This is a genomic window from Streptomyces sp. NPDC008238 (assembly GCF_042956445.1).
Taxonomy (GTDB): Bacteria; Actinomycetota; Actinomycetes; order Streptomycetales; family Streptomycetaceae; genus Actinacidiphila.
Genome location: NZ_JBIBGK010000012.1, coordinates 123,628 through 141,827, shown reverse-complemented (window position 1 = coordinate 141,827; position 18,200 = coordinate 123,628). Strand labels below are relative to the sequence as shown.

The window sequence follows — 18,200 nt, the reverse complement described above, 5'->3', positions numbered from 1 at the left end:
GGTACCGGGTCCGCCCGCTCCTCTGTCCCGGCCTTCGGCGAGGGGGAGCACCCCGACGCGCCCCCTCTGGCGGGTGTGGGCGCAGGACGGCCGGTGGGGGGGGTATGGAGGTAGTCCGGGGTTGCCCTGAACCGCTCGCTGACCCCGCGGCCCCAGGGGTCCAGCCTGCATCATTCGGTACCGGGTCCGCCCGCTCCTCTGTCCCGGCCTTCGGCGAGGGGGAGCACCCCGACGCGCCCCCTCTGGCGGGTGTGGGCGCAGGACGGCCGGTGGGGGGTGTGAGGGCAGTTCGGGGTTGCCCTGAACCGCTCGCTGACCCTGCGGCCCCGCGGTTCAGGCCCGCATCGTTCGGCGCCGGGTCTGCCGCCCGTCTGCCCCAGCCTTCGGTTAGTGGGAGCACCCTGCCCCCCTTCCACGTGTTGGGGCGCGGTTAGTCAGGCAACGGGGGTGACCCGGACCGCCTTCGCACCCCCACCGGCCGTTGGTCGCCCCACCCTCTCGGAGGGGGTGTGTCGGGGTGCGCCCGGAAACGACGAGCGGCGAACGCGGTGCCCAAGGATGTGGACGTAAACCGCGAGCGTTGAGGACGTGCGCCGGCGCGGCGCCGACCCCACGACGAACCGCGCGAGGCGGTGACCAATCGCGCCGGGCAATCGGGCGGGCGGGCGGGGGAACCCCGCAACAGAAACCACAGCGCACCCGCACACAACAACCGGGCCGCACACAACGGACCGGGCGGCACGGCGCAGCCGCCCTCGGACAGAATGGGGGCGTGCGTTACGGCATCCTCGGGACGACCCAGGCCCACCGCGAAGACGGCACCGTCGTGCCGCTGTCCGGCACGCGCCTGAGGGCGCTGCTCGCCGCGCTGGCGCTGCGCCCCGGCCGGGTGCGCACCAGCGAGGCGCTGATCGGCGAGGTGTGGGAGGACGAGCCGCCCGCCGACGCCACGGGCGCGCTGCAGGCGCTGGTGGCCCGGTTGCGCCGGGCGGTGGGGCACGAGGCGGTCGGCTCGGCGGACGGCGGCTACCGCCTGGTCGCCACGCCGGACGCCGTGGACCTGTACCGCTTCGAGCGGCTCGTGGAGGACGGCGGCCGGGCGCTCGCCGACGGCAACGCCGCCAAGGCGGCCGAGGCCCTGGACTCCGCGCTGGCGCTGTGGCGCGGTCCGGTGCTGGCCGACCTGCCGGACCGGGTGGCCGTCGCGCCCCGCTACGACGCGTTGCGGCTGGACGCCCGGCGGTTGCGGATCACCGCCGAGGTGGGGCTCGGCCGCGCCGAGCAGGTGCTGCCGGAGGCCGTGGAGCTGGCGGTGGCCCATCCGCTGAACGAGGCCGTGCAGGTGCTGCGGCTGCGCGTGCTGCGCGAGGCGGGCCGGGGTGCCGACGCGCTGGTGGCGTACGAGGGGGTGCGGCGCGAACTCGCCGAGACGCTGGGCACCGATCCCGGCCCGGAGTTGCGCGCCCTTCACGCCGAGCTGCTGAATCCTTCCGCCCCCGTACACACCCCCGCCCCCGCCCCACCCCCCACGACCGCACCGCGCCTCGGCAACGCGCGCGCCCGCCTGACCAGCTTCGTGGGCCGGGAGGCCGACCTGTCCGCGATCGCGGCGGACCTGTCGGCCGCCCGGCTGGTCACCGTCACCGGCCCCGGCGGCACCGGGAAGACCCGGCTGTCGCAGGAGGCCGGGGACCTGGTCGCGGGGGACTGGCCGGACGGCGTGTGGTTCGCCGAACTGGCCCCCGTCGAGGACCCCCGCACCGTGGCCGTCGCCGTGGTGAACGCGCTGGGTCTGCGCGAGACGCTGCTGCACCCCGCCTCGGCGACCGAGGCGGCGCTGTCGGCGGAGGCGAAGGGGGCCGCGGCCAAGGACCCGCTGCTGCAGCTCACCGAGTACTGCGCGGAGCGCCGCATGCTGCTGGTGCTGGACAACTGCGAGCACGTGATCGGCGCCGCCGCCGAGCTCGCGGAGCGGCTGCTCGCGCAGTGCCCGGGCGTGGCGGTGCTGGCCACGAGCCGTGAGCCGCTGGGTGTCCCGGGGGAGCTGATCCGGCCGCTGGACCCGCTGCCGCGGACCCCCGCCCTGCGGCTGCTGGCCGACCGGGGTGCGGCGGCCCGCCCCGGCTTCACGCCGGACGAGGACCCGGAGGCCTGCGCCGAGTTGTGCCGCCGGCTCGACGGGCTGCCGCTCGCCATCGAGCTGGCCGCGGCCCGGCTGCGGATGATGACGCCCCGTCAGCTCGCGGACCGGCTCGACGACCGCTTCCGCATCCTCACCGCGGGCAGCCGCACCGTGCTGCCCCGCCAGCAGACGCTGCGCGCGGTGGTCGACTGGAGCTGGGGCCTGCTCAGCGAGGCCGAACGGGTCGTGCTGCGCCGCTTCGCGGTGTTCGCCGGCGGCTGGGACCTGACCGCCGCCGAGGCGGTGTGCGGTGAGGACGGCGGCGTCGTGGACGCCCGTGACGTCGCCTCCGTCCTGGCCTCGCTCGTCGACAAGTCGCTGGTCGTCGTCGACCTCGCCGAGGACGGCGCCCGCTACCGCATGCTGGAGACCATCGGCGAGTACGCGGCCGAACGCCTCGCGGAGGCCGGTGAGCGCGACGCCGTGGGGCGCCGCCACACCGCGTACTTCCGCGAGTACGTCCGCACCGCCGATCCCGAGCTGCGCGGCCCGGGCCAACTGCGCTGCCTGGACCGGCTGGAGCGCGAGCACGAGAACCTGCGGGCCGCCATCCGCCGGGCGGTGGACACCGGGGACGAGCAGGAGGCGCTCTGCCTGGTGCTGGCCTGCGGCTGGTTCTGGGAGATGCGCAACTACCGCAGCGAGATGGGGTACTGGCCCACCGTGGTGGCCGCGATGAGCCCGGTGGACGCCTTCGCCGAGCCGCTGCGGCTACCGCCGCTGGACCGCGCGCCGCTGGAGGACCCGCTGCCGATGACCCCGCTGCAGCTCACCGAGGCGCGGCGCTGGGTGCGTACCGCCGAGGTGTTCGCGTTCATGGGCGAGCACGACGTGTGGAACGACCCGCGGCTGGTCGGGCTGGGCGAGGCGATCATCGAGGCCTACCCGCCGGAACTGCCGCAGTCCAGCCTCCGGCCCGGGCTGTTCCGTGTGCTCGGCGCCATGCTGACCGGGCGCTTCGACCGCATGCCCGAGCTCATGGACGACGCGGTGGCGAGCTGCCGGCTGCACGGCCGGGTGTGGGAGCTGGCGTTCGCGCTGCAGTTCCGCGCCAAGGTGATGAACGACGTGGAGGACCGGCTGGAGGCCTCCATGGACGACATCCGCGAGGCCCGGGAGCTGTTCGGCAGGGTCGGCGACGACTGGGGCATGGCCGAGGCGCTGGCGGCGGAGGCCGAGGCGAGCTCCAACGCCGGCGACTGGGCCCGCGCGGCGGAGAGCTGCCGCGAGGCCATCGAACTCGCCCGCAAGCTCGGCGCGTACCAGCACGTCCCGATCATGAAGGTCCGGCTCGGGGACGCCCTCGCCAACGCCGGCGACCTCGAGCAGGGGGAGCGGCTGATCCGCGAGGGGGTGGCGGAGGCCGAGGCCTTCCGGCCGGTGGGCGACGACGCGGGCTACTACGGCAAGGTGCTGCTGATCGCCCTGCTCTCGCGGCGCGGTGAACTGGACGAGGCCTTCGCGCTGCTCGACGTCCTGCAGGCCGCCCCGCCGCGCGGGATGCCCTCGTTCATCGTCGGGCTCCTCGCCGCCGTCCGCGGCTGGCTCACCGGCATGGCCGGCGACCCGTACGGCGGGCTGCCCCATCTCGCCGAGTCCGTCGCCTACATGGAGGGGCACCCGCTCAGTCCCGTCATCGGGCCGCGCCTGGGGGTGCTCCTGTTCCCGCCGGGCGTCGCGCTCTTCACCGGCATCGCCGGTCTGCGCGACGGCGAGGACGTCCGCGGCCCGGCGCGCCGCGCCGCGGTGGTGCTGGGCGCCCACGACGCCCTGCGGCAGACCGCCTGCACCCCGTGGGAGCGGGCGAGCCTGGACGAGGACGCGGTGCGGCTGCGCGGGTACCTGGGCGAGGAGGGCTTCGCGGCGGCCTACCGCGAGGGCGAGGGGCTCGTCTTCGCCGAGGCGGTCGAGTTGCTGCGCGCGCCCGTCTGACCCCTCCGGCCGCCTCAGCCGGCCTTCTTGCGGGGCGCCGCCTTCTTCGCCGTGGACTTCTTGGCCGCCGTCTTCTTCGCGGGGGCCTTCTTGGCGGCGGCCTTCTTCGCCGGGGCCTTGCCGGCGGCGGTCTTCTTCGCGCCGGCCTTCTCCCCGCCGCGGGCGTCGATGCTGGCCTGGAGCGCCGCCATCAGGTCCACCACGTTGTCGGGGGCGCTGGTGACCTCGGCCATCTCGGGGACGGGCTCGCCCTCCAGCCGGGCGGCGACCAGTTCGTCCAGCGCGTGCTGGTACTCGTCGTGCATCGACTCCAGGTCGAAGTCCTCGGAAAGGGTCTCCATCAGGCTCTGCGCCATCTTCAGCTCCTGCGGCCGCACGGTGACCTTCTCCGGCGGCGCCAGCCCCTCCGCGGCGCGGACCTCGTCGGGCCAGTACATGGTGTGCAGGACCAGCACGTCCTCGTGGACGCGCAGCAGCGCCAGCGACTCGCGGGTGCGCAGCGCGATCTTGGTGACGGCGGCCTTGCCGCTGCTGCTCAGGGCCTCGCGGAGCAGGACGTACGGCTTGGCCGCGGCGGTCTCGGCGCCGACGTAGTAGGCCCGGGACAGGGACAGCGGGTCGATCTCGTCGGCGTCGACGAAGGCGAGCACGTCGATCAGCTTCTTGCTGGGCAGGGGGAGGGCGGCCAGGTCCTCGTCGGTGAGCACCACCGTGCGGCCGGTCTCGTCCTCGTACCCCTTGGCGATCTCCGCGTAGGGGACCTCCTTGCCCTCCTTCTCGCAGAACCGCTTCATGCGGATGCGGCCGCCGTCCTCGGCGTGCACCTGGTGCAGGGAGACGCCGTGCTCCTCGGTGGCCGCGTAGAGCTTGACGGGAATGGAGACCAGCCCGAAGCCGATCGCACCTTTCCACATGGATCGCATACTTTCGTCCCTTTCCGGGGACTTTCCAGACTATGCCCGCCCCGTCAGCCTCGCCCGACCGGCAGACGGTCGAGGTGGACGGCCGCCGCGTCGTCCTCACCCACCTGGACAAGATCGTCTTCCCGGTCACCGGCCACACCAAGGCGCAGCTGCTGCAGTACTACGCGAGCATCGCCCCGGTGCTGGTGCCGCACGCCGCCGGGCGCCTCGCCTCCTTCGTGCGGGCCCCCGAGGGCCCGCACGCCCAGCGCTGGTTCGCCAAACGCCCGCCCGCCGGCACGCCCGACTGGGTGACCACCGCCGGGGAGGCCGACGAGCCGCACGTCGTCGTCGACTCCGTCCCGGCCCTGGTCGCCATGGCCAACCTCGGCGGCTGGGAGCTCCACGTCCCGCAGTGGACCACGGCGGGCGGCCGCGACGCCCACGACCGGCTCGTCCTCGACCTCGACCCCGGCGAGGGCGCCGACCTCGTCCTGTGCTGCCGGGTCGCCGAACGCCTGCGGCAGATGATGGAGGACGACGGGCTCACCGCCCTCCCCGTCACCTCCGGCAGCAAGGGGCTGCACCTCTACGCGCCGCTGCGGCCCGCCGCCGAGGCCGCCGCCACCGGCTACGCCAAGGCGCTCGCCGCCCGCATGCGCGACGAGCACCCCGGCCTCGTCGTGTTCTCCATGACCCGCAGCCTGCGCGCCGGGAAGATCTTCATCGACTGGTCCCAGAACGCCTCCGCGAAGACCACCGCCTGCCCCTACACCCTGCGGCTGCGCGACCGGCCCGGCGTCGCCGCCCCCGTCACCTGGGACGAGGTCGCCTCCTGCCGGACGGCGGAGGACCTCGCCTTCACCCCCGAGGAGGTCCTGCGGCGCGTCGCCGACCACGGCGACCTGCTCGCCGCCCTGGACGACGCCGCCGGACGCGGCACCCTGCCGTGACGGGCGCCCCCCGGTGAGCGACCCCCTCCCGCTCCCGGTCCGCGTCGCCCTGGCCCGCCGCGTCGACACCGTCCCCGCGGCCGACGCCCTCCCCGGCGGGTGCGCCTACGAGCCCAAGTTCGACGGTCACCGGATGGTCGTCCTCACCGGTCCCGTGCGCCTGCAGACCCGCTCCGGCCGGCTCGTGACCGCCACCTTCCCCGAGATCGCCGAGGCCGCCGCGGCGCTGCCGGACGGCACCGTCCTCGACGGCGAGGTCGTCATCTGGCGGGACGGCCGGGTCGACTTCGCCGCCCTGCAGCGCCGTGCCCTGCGCGGCTCCCCCCGCGGCCCCGTCCTCCCCGCCAACTACGCGGCCTTCGACCTGCTCGCCGCCGGCGGCACCGACCTGCGCGGCCGGCCGTACCACGAGCGCCGCGCAGCCCTCGTCGCCCTGCTCTCGCCCCTCGGGCCGCCGCTGCAGGCCGTGCCCATGACGACCGACCGCGACGAGGCCGTCGACTGGTACGCCTCGCTCGCCCCGGCCGGCATCGAGGGCCTGGTCGTCAAGGGCCTCGGCCAGCGCTACCGCCCCGACCGCCGCGACTGGCTCAAGCTGCGGCACGCCGTCCCGCAGGACGCCGAGGCCATCGGCTTCACGGGCACCCCCCGCGCCCCCCGCGCCCTCGTCCTCGACCTCGGCGACGGCCCCTACGCCTCCGCGCCCCTCGACGCCTCCCTCCGCGGCCGGCTCGCCGCGCTCCTCGCCCCGCCGGTCCCGCCCGCCGCGACCCTCGACGACGGCACCCCCTACCATCCGCTGCCCGCCCCGCTCCCCGTCGAGATCCTCCAGGGCGAGGGCCGCCATGCCCTCACCACGGTGCTCCGCCTGCGCCCCGACGACTGACCCGGCGAGGCGTTCACCGCCCCGCCCCCGAAAGGCCGTTGAGCAGCGGAGGGCGCCGGAATACGATGGCGCGTCGCCGGCCGGTCGGTCGCGTGCGACCCCCCGGTTCCGAGGAGACCCCTTCCGGCATGCGCGCGTACCTCCAGGCCTCTCGGCTGCTCGTCCTGCTGCTCGGCTTCTACGTCATGACCGTCGGTCTGCTCGCCGCGATCGTGGCCGCCGACGTCGTCCTCACCGACGTCGCGCTGCGGCAGGGCTATGTGACGTTCCTGTTCCTCGGCATCAGCGTCGCCTTCGCCTCACCGCTGGTGTCGGGCCTGGTCGCCTCCGTGCGCGGCGTCAACCGCCACCGGCCCGACGGGATCCGGGTGAGCGCGCAGGAGCAACCGCAGCTGTGGGCGCGGGTGCTGCGGGTCGCCGAGGCCATGGGGACCGCGGCCCCCGTCGAACTCTGGCTCGTGGCGGAGCCCGTGGCGGCCGTCTGGCAGGGTTCCTGGGTACTCGGTCTGGTCCCCGGGCCCCGGCGGATGGTGCTGGGCGTCCCGTACCTCACCGGCCTGACGGAACGTCAGATCGACGCGGTCATCGCCCACGAACTCGGCCACTTCGCCCGGCGCGACACCCTCCTGGCGGGGCTGGCCGCCCGCAACCGCGCCGGCCTGACGCGGGTCCTGGAGCGCTACTCGGAGGACGGCAACGGCATCGGCCACGCCATGGGCTCGATGTTCGCCGGTTACGCCCGCTTCTGCCTGCGGACGACGCAGGCCCAGGCCCGCCTCGGCGAACTCGCCGCGGACCGCGCCGCCGCACGGATCGCCGGGCGGGACACCACCGCCGCCGCCCTGCGCCGCATCCCGCTGCTCGACGCCGCGCACACCCGCTACGTCCGGGAGTACGCCGGCATCGGCACCACGCTCGACCTGCTCCCCCCGGCGCAGGAGGTGCACTCCGGCTTCGGGGCGTTCCTGGACAGCGCCACCTGGCGGGAGGAGGAGCGGGGACTGATCGCCGACCCGCCCCGGGAGAAGACCTCGCCCTACGACTCCCACCCCCCGATGCGCGAACGGGTCGCGGCGGTCGAGGCGCTGCCCGCGGACGCCGCCGGAGCACCAGCCGGAACGGCGGCGCCCGGGCCCTCACCCGCGGCGACCGGCCTCGTACGGGACCTCGCGGCGACCGGCGCCCGCACCGTGCTGGCGCTCCCCGGTGCCGCCGGGCTGCGGCAACTGCCGTGGCGGGAACTGGCCGCCGCGGCCGGGGCCGCGGAACTCGGCACCGAGACGACACCGGTGCTCCGGGCCGCCCGTGCCGTCCTGCGCAGGCCCGCGGACCTCGCGATGCTGCTGGACGCGATTGACGCCGGGCGGTGGGCGGAGGTCGTCGACTGCATGCCGCGCCCCGGCCACGGGGGCCACATGCTGCTCGACGACTCCCTGCGGGCGCGCGTCCGGGCCGATGCCGCGGACGGGCTGTACTCCCTGGCGCTGACGGCCCTGGTCGAGGACGGCCGGGCCCGCTGGGAACTGGACTGGGAACGCGGCAGGCACCTGGAGTTCGACGTGGGCGTCCACGCCGCGCTCGACCGGGCCGTGGACGCCGCCGTGGCCCCCGGGGAGGGGGCCGGACCCGACACCAAGGGTCTGCGCGACCTCCTCGCGCTGCCCGCCGACCGGGCAACGGCTCAGCCCTGAGCCGCCGCCGCGGGCACCTCGCGGGTGCGGGTCCAGCGCAGCAGGGTGTCCGCGTCCCAGGTGTTGACCACCCGCTCCGGGGGGACGCCGCACTCCTCGGCGCGGGCGCAGCCGAAGATCTGCCAGTCCAGCTGGCCCGGGGCGTGGGCGTCGCTGTCGATGCTGAAGAGCACCCCGGCCTCCACGGCCTTGCGCAGCAGCCGGCGCGGCGGGTCGAGGCGGTCCGGGCGGCTGTTGATCTCCACGGCCACCCCGAAGCGCTCGCAGGCGGCGAAGACCAGGTCCGCGTCGAACTCCGACTCCGGGCGCAGCTTCCCGGACACCAGCCGCCCCGTGCAGTGGCCCAGCACGTCCACCAGCGGATTGCTGATCGCCGAGACCATGCGCCGGGTCATCTCGTCCCGGCCCATGCGCAGTTTGGAGTGGACGGAGGCGACGACCACGTCCAGCCGGTCCAGCAGCTCCGCGTTCTGGTCGAGGGCGCCGTCGGCGAGGATGTCGCACTCGATGCCGGTCAGCAGCCGGAAGGGGGCGGGGAGGCGGGTCCCGACCTCGGCCACCACCTCCAGCTGGGCCCGCAGCCGCTCGGCGGTCAGCCCGCGGGCGACGGTCAGCCGGGGGGAGTGGTCGGTGAGCGCCGCCCACTCGTGCCCCAGCTCCCACGCGGTGCGGGCCATCGTCTCGATGGGGCTGCCCCCGTCGGACCAGTCGGAGTGCAGATGGCAGTCGCCGCGCAGCGCGGCCCGCATCCGGCTGCCCGCGTCGCCGCCGGGCCGCCGGAGCGTGTCCGCGGTGCCCTCCTCCAGCCGGGTGAGGTAGGCGGGCCGCCGGCCCGCCAGCGCCTCCCGGACGACGGCGGCGGTCTTCGGACCGAGCCCCTTGAGCTCCTCCAGCCCGCCCGGCTGGTCCGCGCGCCGCCCGAGCTCCTCCGGCGGCAGCGCGGCGACCCCGGCCGAGGCACCCCGGAAGGCACGGACCCGGTACGTCGGGGCGCCGTCCCGCTCCAGCAGGAACGCGATCCGGTCCAGCGCCTCGACGGGGTCCATGCCTCCAGGATCAGGTCTTGTTGCGGAACCTCGCCACCGCCAGCGGCGCGCTGATCACCGTGATGCCCACGGCCCACATCACCGTCATCATCGCCGAGTGCGCGACGGCGCCGCCGTTGATCAGGTTGCGGGAGGCGTCGGCGAGGTTGGACAGCGGGTTGTAGCGGGTGAAGGCCTCCAGCCAGCCCGGCATGGTGGTCGGCTTGGCGAAGATCGAGCTCCCGAACTGCAGCGGCAGGACGACGATCATGGCGAGCCCCTGGACGGACTGGGGGGTCCGGGCGACCAGACCCAGGAGGATGAACACCCACATCAGCGAGGCACCGAAGGCCAGCGACAGCACCACCGCGCCCAGCAGCCCGAACACCCCGTTGTCCACGTGCAGCCCGAGGATGAAGCCCATGATCAGCAGGATCACCGTGGCGACCAGCGCACGGCCGATCTCGACGACGATCTTCGCGATCAGCACGGAGGAGCGGGCGATCGGCATCGTCCGGAAGCGGTCCATCACCCCGGTCTTGAAGTCCGAGTTGACGCCCGTGCCGACGGCCATGGCGATGTTCATGCCCATCATGGCCATCAGGCCGGGCACCATGTAGTTGACGTACTTCTCCTGGCTGCCCTCGAGCGCGCCGCCGAAGACGTACACGAACAGCAGCGTGAAGACGATCGGCATCAGCAGCGCGTCGAACATCGACTCCGGGTCCTGCCGGATCTGCAGGACGTTGCGCCGCACGAGCGCGCCGATGTGGCGCAGGTTGGCGCGCAGCCCGATCCGCGGATCGGCGGTCACGGCCTTGGCGTTCCCCGCGGGGACGGTGACGGCGGTCATGCCGCGAGCTCCTCTCGGTCCCGGGTGCCGCTGCCGTGCGTGACGGCCAGGAACACCTCGTCCAGGCTGGGCAGGTGGGTGTCGATGCCGGCGATGGCGAAGCCGTGCGCGCCGAGCGCGGCCACGACGTCGGTCAGCTGCTCGTCGCTGAGGATCGGCACGTTGAGCACGCCGACGGCGTGGTCCACCACGGCCCGCGCGCCCGCGCCGAGCGCCGCCGCCATCGCGTCCAGCACGCCCGGGTCCACCGGCCGCACCTGCAGCGTCCGGCCGCCGACCTTCGCCTTCAGCTCCTCGACCCGGCCCCCGGCGATCACCCGGCCGCGGTCGATGACCGTCAGCTCGTGCGCGAGCTTCTCGGCCTCCTCCATGTACTGCGTGGTCAGCAGCACGGTCGTGCCGTCCGCCACCATGTTCTGCACCTCGTCCCACACCTCGTTGCGGGTGCGGGGGTCCAGGCCGGTGGTCGGCTCGTCCAGGTACAGCACCGCCGGGCGTCCGATCATCGACGCCGCCAGGTCCAGGCGGCGGCGCATGCCGCCGGAGTACTCCTTGGCGGGCTTGCGGGCGGCGTCCGTCAGCGAGAACCGCTCCAGCAGCTCGTCCGCCCTGCCGCGGGCGTCGCGCCGGGACAGGTCCAGCAGCCGGCCGATCATGTAGAGGTTCTCGCGGCCCGACAGCGACTCGTCGACCGAGGCGTACTGCCCGGTCAGCCCGATCACCCGGCGCAGCTGCCGGGGCTGGTCGACCACGTCGTAACCGGCCACCGTCGCGGTACCGGCGTCCGGCCGGATCAGCGTGGACAGGATCCGCACCAGCGTCGTCTTGCCGGCGCCGTTCGGCCCCAGCACACCGAGCACGGTCCCCTGCCGCACGTCCAGGTCCACCCCGTCGAGGGCCTTCGTCTCCCCGTAGCGCTTCACGAGCCCCCGCACCCTGACGGCGGCGTCCGCGCTCTTGGCATCTCGTTGTGTCATGCCGCCACGGTCGCGCGCCCCACCGACACGGCGCCGACATATCGCTGACAGCCTCACCGACACGCCCCCGACACGGGCCGCCGCCGCCCGGAACCGGGCCGTTTCGGCCCCGCGGAGGCCGCCGCCCGGCCAGGTGCGGCGCCTGACGTCGGCCCGCCGCACCGCGTTCCACCGGGGAAAGCCGAGGGGGGACGCGCATCGCGCGTCCCCCCTCCGGCATCGGGCCCGCAGGGCCTACGTGGTGACCGACACCAGCCGCTGGCCCTGGGACGTGACGACGTCGAAGCGGGAGATGTCGTCCGGCTGCATGCCCGCCGACCCGTCCAGCGTGAGCGGGTTGGGCTGGTCGGAGGTGCCGTAGCCGGCCGTCGGGACGCTCCAGGTGCCGACCGTCTGCTGGGAGCCGTCCTTCCCGACGACGACCAGCCGGCAGGTCAGCGGGCCCTGGACCCCGGCGAGGGTGAGGCCGACCTCGCTGCCCCACTTCTTCTCGTTGACCCCGACCGTCGCCTTGACGCCGGTGGAGTTGTCGGTGCCCTTGAACTGCTCGGCGTACACCCTGGCCTGCACGTCGTCCGAGCCGCCGGAGGCCAGCACCGCGGCGGTCGGGGCCGCCACGATCAGCGCCACCGAGGCCGCGAGCGCGAACATCCTGCGCCGGGCGCGGGTCTTGCGCTCGTCGGACACCTTGCCGAGGAGGCGTCCGAGCACCTTGTCGCCGCTGGGCGGGAGGGGCGCGCCCGCACCGGCCGGGGCGAGTTCGGCGAGCACCGGCACGAGGCCGCTCAACTCGTCGAGCTGCTGCCCGCACTGGTGGCAGACGGCGAGGTGCTCCTCGAAGCGCGCCATGTCGGCGTCATCGAGCACGCCGAGGACGTAGGCCCCGACGTCGACGTGCGGGTCGTGGGGGGTACCTGCCCCGGAGCCGTAACCGTAGACCGTCACGAGGTGGTCACACCCCTTTCCTCAAGAGCGATTTTCAGGGAGCGGAGGGCGTAGAAGACGCGGGAGCGCACGGTGCCGGGCGGTACCCCCAGCGCCGCCGCGGCCTCGTTGACCGTCCGGCCCTTGAAGTACGTTTCGATCAGCACCTGGCGGTGGGCCTCGGTGAGATCTTCCAGTGCGTCGGAGATCGTCATCAGCCTCAGGGAGCGTTCGAGTTCGTCCTCGGCCGGGAGCTGGTCGAGGGCGGCCGGGGAGGCCTCCGGGGGCCGTGCCTGACGGCTGCGGTGGCCGTCGATCACGATCCGCCGTGCGACCGTCACCAACCACGGCCGCAGGGAACGGGCCCCGGGGTCGAGGCGGGACGCGCTCTTCCACGCGCGCAGGAGGGTCTCCTGCACGACGTCCTCGGCCAGGTAGCGGTCACCGCCGACCAGCCGAAGGACGTATGCGAAGAGCGCGCCCGCGTGTTCGCGGTAGAGCGCTCGCATGAGGTCCTCTTCGGGGACCCCACCAGAGCGATGGTCGGCCACGAGCGCATCCTGCCCTACTGATCGACGGGGGTCGAGTCCTCTCAATGCCTGCTGTCCCATCAGTACTGGTCTGACCCGTTCTCGGAGGAGGCGCTCTTCGGCTGCGCGGTCGTTCCCGCCTTCGCGCCGTCCGGGGTCGCCGCGTACCAGGAGCTGTCGGCGCCCTGGCCCTTGGTGTCGCCGGGGTTCTCGTCGCCGGTGAAGTGGTAGAGCGGCATTCCGTTGAGCGTGAGCTGCAGGGTGCCGTCCGGGCGCTTGACGCTGCCGACCAGGTTCTGGTCGACGCCCTGCACCTGGGTGTCCGAGACCGCGGCGGCCGGCTGCCACCGGGCCGCGCACTCGTCGGCGCAGTTGGACGTCGGCGGGTTGGGCTTGTCCTTCTCGAAGCGGTACAGCACCCAGCCCTTCTCGTCGGTGACCAGCCTGCCGAGCTGGGCGTTGTCGACGGTCCGGAGGCCGGGGGCCGGTGCCGGCTGCGAGGCCTGGATCGCGCCCACCGGGGGACTGGCGGCGTCGACGCCCGCGTTGCAGGCGGTGGCGACGATCAGCGCGGCCGAGGCGAATGCCCCCGCCCCCACTGATCGGCGCAACTTCGGAACGTTCATGCCACGGCCCCCGGCACTGTGTCGTCGGTGCTCCGCCCCTGGTGGGCGGTTGCCAACTCATACGGGGGCGGCGGCCGGTGTGCTCAACGTCCCCAGAAAAAACTTCCGCCCCGGGGAGGGGGTTCCCGGGGCGGAAGCCGGCGGTGGGTCGCACCGCCGGGGGGGAGGTCGCGCGTGGCGCCGCGACAGGTCGTGGGGAGGTCAGTGGAAGCTGTGCTCCGGGGCCGGGTAGGCGCCGCCCACGACGTCCTCGGCGAAGGCCTTCGCCGCGCCGCCGAGGGTCTCGCGCAGCGCCGCGTACTGCTTGACGAAGCGCGGCACCCGGCCGCCGGTCATCCCGGCGAAGTCCGTCCAGACCAGCACCTGGGCGTCGCACTCCACGCCCGCGCCGATGCCGACCGTCGGGATGTGCAGGATGCGGGTGACCTCCGCGGCCAGCTCGGCGGGGACCAGCTCCAGCACGACGGCGAAGGCGCCGGCGTTCTGCACCGCCTTGGCGTCGCGCAGCAGCTGCTGCGCGGCCTCCTCGCCGCGGCCCTGGACGGGGTAGCCGCCGAAGGCGTTGACCGACTGCGGGGTGAGGCCGATGTGGGCCATCACGGGGATGCCGGCCTGGACGAGCAGCTCGATCTGCTGGGCGGAGCGCTCCCCGCCCTCCAGCTTCACGGCGCCCACCCCGGCCTCCTTGACCAGCCGGGTGGCGCTGCGCAGCGCCTGCGTCGGGCCCTCCTGGTAGGAGCCGAACGGCAGGTCGCCGATGACCATCGCGCGCTTGGTGCCGCGCACGACGGCGGCGGACAGCATCGTCATCTCGTCCAGGGTGACCGGGACGGTGCTGTCGTAGCCGAGGTGACAGTTGCCCATCGAGTCGCCGACCAGCAGCACGGGGATGCCGGACTCGTCGAAGACGGAGGCGGTCATGGCGTCGTAGGCGGTGAGCATGGGCCACTTCTCGCCGCGCTCCTTGGCGGCGGCGATGTCACGGACGGTGATCCGCCGTGTCCCCTTGCCGCCGTACAGCGCCTTGCTGCTGTCGGGAGCGGAGGGAGCGGACGGGGCGGGCGTCTGGGCAGCCGGAACGGCGTGCGTCATTGCAACTGCTCCTTGTGTCATCTCGAGGCGCCCTGACGGCGTCCCCGGACCGCTTCCATGCTGACACGCTCCGTCGCCCGCGCAAAAGGGGACGTCCGCCACTCCCCTTTTGCCGAGGTTTTACAATACGAAACGGTCCCGTATCGGAATTCGGGGCTACGTTGGCGACATGCCCGCCGACACCGCGCAGCCGCCGAGCCCCACCGTTCCCGAGGCCGTACACCGCCGCCGCTGGGGAATCCTGACCGTCCTGCTGTTCAGCCTCCTCGTGGTGGTCCTGGACAACTCGATCCTCAACGTCGCGATGAAGACCATCGCCGAGCCCGCACCGACCGGCCTGGGCGCCACCCAGAGCGAGCTGGAATGGGCGATCAACTCCTACACGCTGGTCTTCGCCGGTCTGCTGTTCACCGCGGGCCTGCTCGGCGACCGCCTCGGCCGCAAGAAGGTGCTGCTCTTCGGCATGGCCGTCTTCGGCGTCGGGTCGGTGCTCTCCGCCTTCGCCGGCTCCTCGGGCGAACTCATCGCCTTCCGCGCGGTCATGGGCTTCGGCGGCGCCTTCGTGATGCCCGCCACGCTCGCCATCATCATCAACGTCTTCGAGCGCGAGGAGCAGCCCAAGGCGATCGGCATCTGGACCGGCGCGGTGGGCCTCGCGATAGCCATCGGCCCGGTCACCGGCGGACTGCTCCTCGACCACTTCTGGTGGGGCTCGGTCTTCCTGGTGAACGTGCCGATCATCGCCGTCGCCCTGGTCGCGATGGTGCTCCTCGTCCCGGACTCCCGCGACCCGCGGCCGGGCCGGCTCGACCCCGTCGGCGTGCTGCTCTCCATCGTCGGCCTGGTGCTGCTCGTGTACGGCATCATCAAGGGCGGCCAGCTCGCCGACTTCACCGCCCCCACCGCCCTGACGACCATCATCGGCGGCATCGTCGTGCTCGGCGCCTTCGTCTGGCACGAGGCCCGCAGCAGCCACCCCGCGTTCGACGTCTCCTACTTCCGCAACCCGACCTTCTCCGCCTCGGTCTCCGCGATCGGCCTGGTCTTCTTCGCGCTCATGGGCGTGACCTTCTTCATGGTCTTCTACACCCAGAGCGTGCGCGGCTACACCGCCCTGGAGTCCGGCCTGCTGCTGCTCCCGCTCGCCATCGCCCAGCTGGTCTTCGCCCCCCGCGCCCGGCTGGTCGTCGACCGCGTCGGCGCCCGCACCACCTGCGCCGCCGGGCTCGGGCTGATAGCGCTCAGCTTCCTCGGCTTCCAGCTGCTCGACGCCGACTCCCCGATCTGGCAGCTGGAGGTGCTGTTCTTCCTCATGGGCACGGCCATGGCCCACGTGATGCCGCCCGCGACCGTCGCCATCATGTCCTCCCTGCCGCGCGAGAAGGCCGGCTCCGGCTCCGCCGTCAACAACACCTTCCGGCAGGTCGGCGGGGCGCTCGGCGTTGCGGTCCTGGGCTCGCTGATGTCGACGGTCTACCGTGACGGCATCTCCGACCACCTCGCGGGCCTCCCCGCCGGGGTCCAGCACCAGGCCGGCGAGTCCATCGAGGCCACGCGCGCCGTGGCCGAGGGCATGGGCCCCGCGGGCAAGGCGCTGATCGCCCCCGCCACGGACGCCTTCCTCGACGCCATGCACGTCACCGCCTACGTCGCCAGCGGCGTCGCGCTGCTCGGCATGCTCGTCGTCCTGGTCTTCCTGCCCGGCCGGACCCCCGGGGCTCGCCCAGCGGGCGGCGAGGAACGCGAGGCCAGCCCGGTGGGGGCGGAACGGTGACCGGCACCCGCGCGGCGACGGGACCGGACGCCGGGGCGGCCCCCGCCCCCGCCCTGCGTGTCCCGCGCGGCCGTCCGCGCAACGCCGCCGCCGACACCGCGATCATCGAGGCCGTCCTCAGCCTGCTGGAGGAGGGCGCCACCATCGGTGAACTGTCGATGGAGCGCATCGCACGCGCCGCCGGCGTCGGCAAGGCCACGGTCTACCGGCGCTGGGCGGGCAAGAACGCGCTGATGCTCGACGTCATGAAGTCCGTCGACGAGCAGACCCCGCGGCTTGCCGGCCGCTCGGTCCGCGACGACCTGGTGACCTGCGTGGAGTTCATACGGCGCAGGGCCCTGGTCAAGCGCTCCTCCGCCCTGCTGCGCAACGTCATCGCCCAGGCCCAGACCGAGCCTGAGCTGTGGGCCGCCTACCACGACACCGTCATCGTGGCCCGCCGCGCACAGGTCCGCGACGTCCTGCAGCGCGGCGTCCGCACCGGCGAACTCCGCGACGACGTCGACCCGGAGCTCCTCGGCGACCTCTTCATCGGCCCCATGCTGTCCCGTTCGATGCTGCGTCCCGACGCCACGCTGCCGGAGGGGCTGTCCGAGCTGATCGTCGACTCGGTGTTGCAGGGCGTCCGCGCAACGCGCTGAACAGGCACGGGAGCAAGGGGGAATGTCCTGGTTCTGTCACAGCACGCCCTTTTCGCCGGGCGGCGGGGAACCTGTCGCCCGGTGAGCCCTGTCCTCCGGGCGTCGATCCCCTATGGTCGACAGAGCACCTGGCAAGACAGTGAGGACTCCCCCCATGGCACAGGCGTACGACGCGGACGTGACCACCGACAGCGGCGACGAGCCGCAGGGTTCGGGTGCGAACGGACGTTTCGGACGCTTCCGGCGGTACTGGGCGTTCGGCGACGGCATGTGGCGGCGGGGGATCGTCACGGCCGTACTGGCCGTCGCCGTCACGGTGGTGATGGCCTTTCACGGCGCGGTGCCCAACCGGGTCGGCAACCTGGGCAGTCTGCTGGAGACCTTCCTGCCGTGGCTCGGGCTCGTCCTGCCGGTGCTGCTGGTGGTGGGCCTGCTGCGGCGCTCGGCGACCGCGCTGATCGCCGTCCTGCTGCCGGTCGTGGTGTGGCTGCACTTCTTCGGCGGGCTCCTCACGGACAAGCACACCGGCGGCGGTGACCTCACAGTGGTGACGCACAACGTCAACGCCGACAACGCCGACCCCGCCCGCACCGCCCAGGCCCTGGTCGGCTCAGGGGCCGACCTCGTGGCGCTGGAGGAGATCCCCGCCGGGAAGGCCTCCGTCTACGAGTCTGGGCTGAAGGCCCGCTACCCGTACCACGCCAGGCTGGGCACCGTCGGCCTGTGGAGCAGGTTCCCGCTCAGCCAGGTGCGGCCGGTGGACATCCGGCTCGGCTGGACCCGCGCCCTGCGCGCCACCGCCGCCACACCGCACGGGAAGGTCGCGGTCTACGTCGCCCATCTGCCCTCGGTGCGGGTCAAGTTCAACGCGGGCTTCACCGCCGGCGAGCGCGACCGCAGCGCCGACGCGCTCGGTGAGGCCGTCGCGGACGAGAAGATGCCCGACGTGATCCTCATGGGCGACCTCAACGGGACGATGAACGACCGTGCGCTCGCCAACATCACCTCCCAGATGCGCTCCACGCAGGGCGCCGCGGGCGACGGCTTCGGCTTCAGCTGGCCGGCCGGCTTCCCCACCGCCCGCATCGACCAGATCCTCGTCCGGGGAGCGGAGCCGACCGACTCCTGGGTGCTGCCCGCCACGGGCAGCGACCACCGGCCGGTGGCGGCGAAGGTAGCGCTCCCGTAACGAGTTCTTCGCCCACGGGAAGA

General features: G+C 73.7%; 15 protein-coding genes. 7 read left to right on the top strand and 8 right to left on the bottom strand.

The window, feature by feature from the left end; genetic code table 11:
• The first annotated feature begins 772 nt into the window (after window positions 1-772).
• Complete coding sequence (locus ACFZAU_RS24305; RefSeq protein WP_500553908.1) at window positions 773-4,114, top strand: ATP-binding protein; 3,342 nt, start codon at window positions 773-775, stop codon at window positions 4,112-4,114.
• A gap of 14 nt (window positions 4,115-4,128) precedes the next feature.
• Here ACFZAU_RS24305 and ku read toward each other — a convergent pair whose 3' ends face one another.
• On the bottom strand, window positions 4,129-5,028 hold the full coding sequence (gene ku / locus ACFZAU_RS24300; RefSeq protein ID WP_500553907.1) for a non-homologous end joining protein Ku: 900 nt from the start codon (window positions 5,026-5,028) through the stop codon (window positions 4,129-4,131).
• Window positions 5,029-5,069: 41 nt separating this feature from the next.
• Here ku and ligD point away from each other — a divergent pair, with 41 nt between their 5' ends.
• From ligD to ACFZAU_RS24285, 3 genes are all read left to right on the top strand, one after another.
• The gene (ligD, locus tag ACFZAU_RS24295) at window positions 5,070-5,969 is read left to right on the top strand and encodes a non-homologous end-joining DNA ligase (RefSeq protein ID WP_500553906.1); all 900 of its coding nucleotides are present in this window, start codon (window positions 5,070-5,072) and stop codon (window positions 5,967-5,969) included.
• A gap of 13 nt (window positions 5,970-5,982) precedes the next feature.
• Window positions 5,983-6,855, top strand: coding sequence for an ATP-dependent DNA ligase (locus ACFZAU_RS24290; RefSeq protein WP_500553905.1), 873 nt, complete (start codon window positions 5,983-5,985; stop codon window positions 6,853-6,855).
• 128 nt (window positions 6,856-6,983) lie between these two features.
• Window positions 6,984-8,546, top strand: coding sequence for a M48 family metallopeptidase (locus ACFZAU_RS24285; protein ID WP_500553904.1), 1,563 nt, complete (start codon window positions 6,984-6,986; stop codon window positions 8,544-8,546).
• Here ACFZAU_RS24285 and ACFZAU_RS24280 read toward each other — a convergent pair.
• The 7 genes from ACFZAU_RS24280 to panB form a co-directional block, all read right to left on the bottom strand.
• The gene (locus ACFZAU_RS24280; RefSeq protein WP_500553903.1) at window positions 8,537-9,592 is read right to left on the bottom strand and encodes a PHP domain-containing protein; all 1,056 of its coding nucleotides are present in this window, start codon (window positions 9,590-9,592) and stop codon (window positions 8,537-8,539) included. The two genes, ACFZAU_RS24285 and ACFZAU_RS24280, sit on opposite strands and share 10 nt — an antisense overlap.
• 10 nt (window positions 9,593-9,602) lie before the next feature.
• Window positions 9,603-10,424 (bottom strand): ABC transporter permease, encoded by an 822-nt coding sequence (locus ACFZAU_RS24275; protein ID WP_499598277.1) that lies wholly within the window; start codon window positions 10,422-10,424, stop codon window positions 9,603-9,605.
• Window positions 10,421-11,401, bottom strand: a complete 981-nt coding sequence (locus ACFZAU_RS24270; protein ID WP_500553902.1) for an ATP-binding cassette domain-containing protein — start codon at window positions 11,399-11,401, stop codon at window positions 10,421-10,423. Before ACFZAU_RS24270 ends, ACFZAU_RS24275 begins: the two co-directional genes overlap by 4 nt.
• A 234-nt stretch (window positions 11,402-11,635) precedes the next feature.
• Entirely contained in the window at window positions 11,636-12,346 is a 711-nt protein-coding gene (locus ACFZAU_RS24265; protein ID WP_499598271.1) for an anti-sigma factor family protein, read from the bottom strand.
• Window positions 12,343-12,936: a sigma-70 family RNA polymerase sigma factor gene (locus ACFZAU_RS24260; RefSeq protein ID WP_384290942.1), complete on the bottom strand. Its 594-nt coding sequence runs from the start codon at window positions 12,934-12,936 to the stop codon at window positions 12,343-12,345. The genes ACFZAU_RS24265 and ACFZAU_RS24260 overlap by 4 nt, the downstream gene beginning before the upstream one ends.
• Window positions 12,936-13,481 (bottom strand): hypothetical protein, encoded by a 546-nt coding sequence (locus tag ACFZAU_RS24255; protein WP_499598269.1) that lies wholly within the window; start codon window positions 13,479-13,481, stop codon window positions 12,936-12,938. Before ACFZAU_RS24255 ends, ACFZAU_RS24260 begins: the two co-directional genes overlap by 1 nt.
• A gap of 201 nt (window positions 13,482-13,682) precedes the next feature.
• Complete coding sequence (panB, locus tag ACFZAU_RS24250; protein ID WP_499598268.1) at window positions 13,683-14,573, bottom strand: 3-methyl-2-oxobutanoate hydroxymethyltransferase; 891 nt, start codon at window positions 14,571-14,573, stop codon at window positions 13,683-13,685.
• Window positions 14,574-14,742: 169 nt separating this feature from the next.
• Between panB and ACFZAU_RS24245 the strand changes: the two genes are divergently transcribed.
• From ACFZAU_RS24245 to ACFZAU_RS24235, 3 genes are all read left to right on the top strand, one after another.
• The gene (locus ACFZAU_RS24245) at window positions 14,743-16,347 is read left to right on the top strand and encodes a DHA2 family efflux MFS transporter permease subunit (protein ID WP_499598265.1); all 1,605 of its coding nucleotides are present in this window, start codon (window positions 14,743-14,745) and stop codon (window positions 16,345-16,347) included.
• A complete protein-coding gene (locus ACFZAU_RS24240) occupies window positions 16,344-16,988 on the top strand; it encodes a TetR/AcrR family transcriptional regulator (RefSeq protein ID WP_500553901.1) in 645 nt (214 codons plus the stop codon). The genes ACFZAU_RS24245 and ACFZAU_RS24240 overlap by 4 nt, the downstream gene beginning before the upstream one ends.
• Before the next feature lie 268 nt (window positions 16,989-17,256).
• The gene (locus ACFZAU_RS24235; RefSeq protein ID WP_499599310.1) at window positions 17,257-18,177 is read left to right on the top strand and encodes an endonuclease/exonuclease/phosphatase family protein; all 921 of its coding nucleotides are present in this window, start codon (window positions 17,257-17,259) and stop codon (window positions 18,175-18,177) included.
• Window positions 18,178-18,200: the final 23 nt, after the last annotated feature.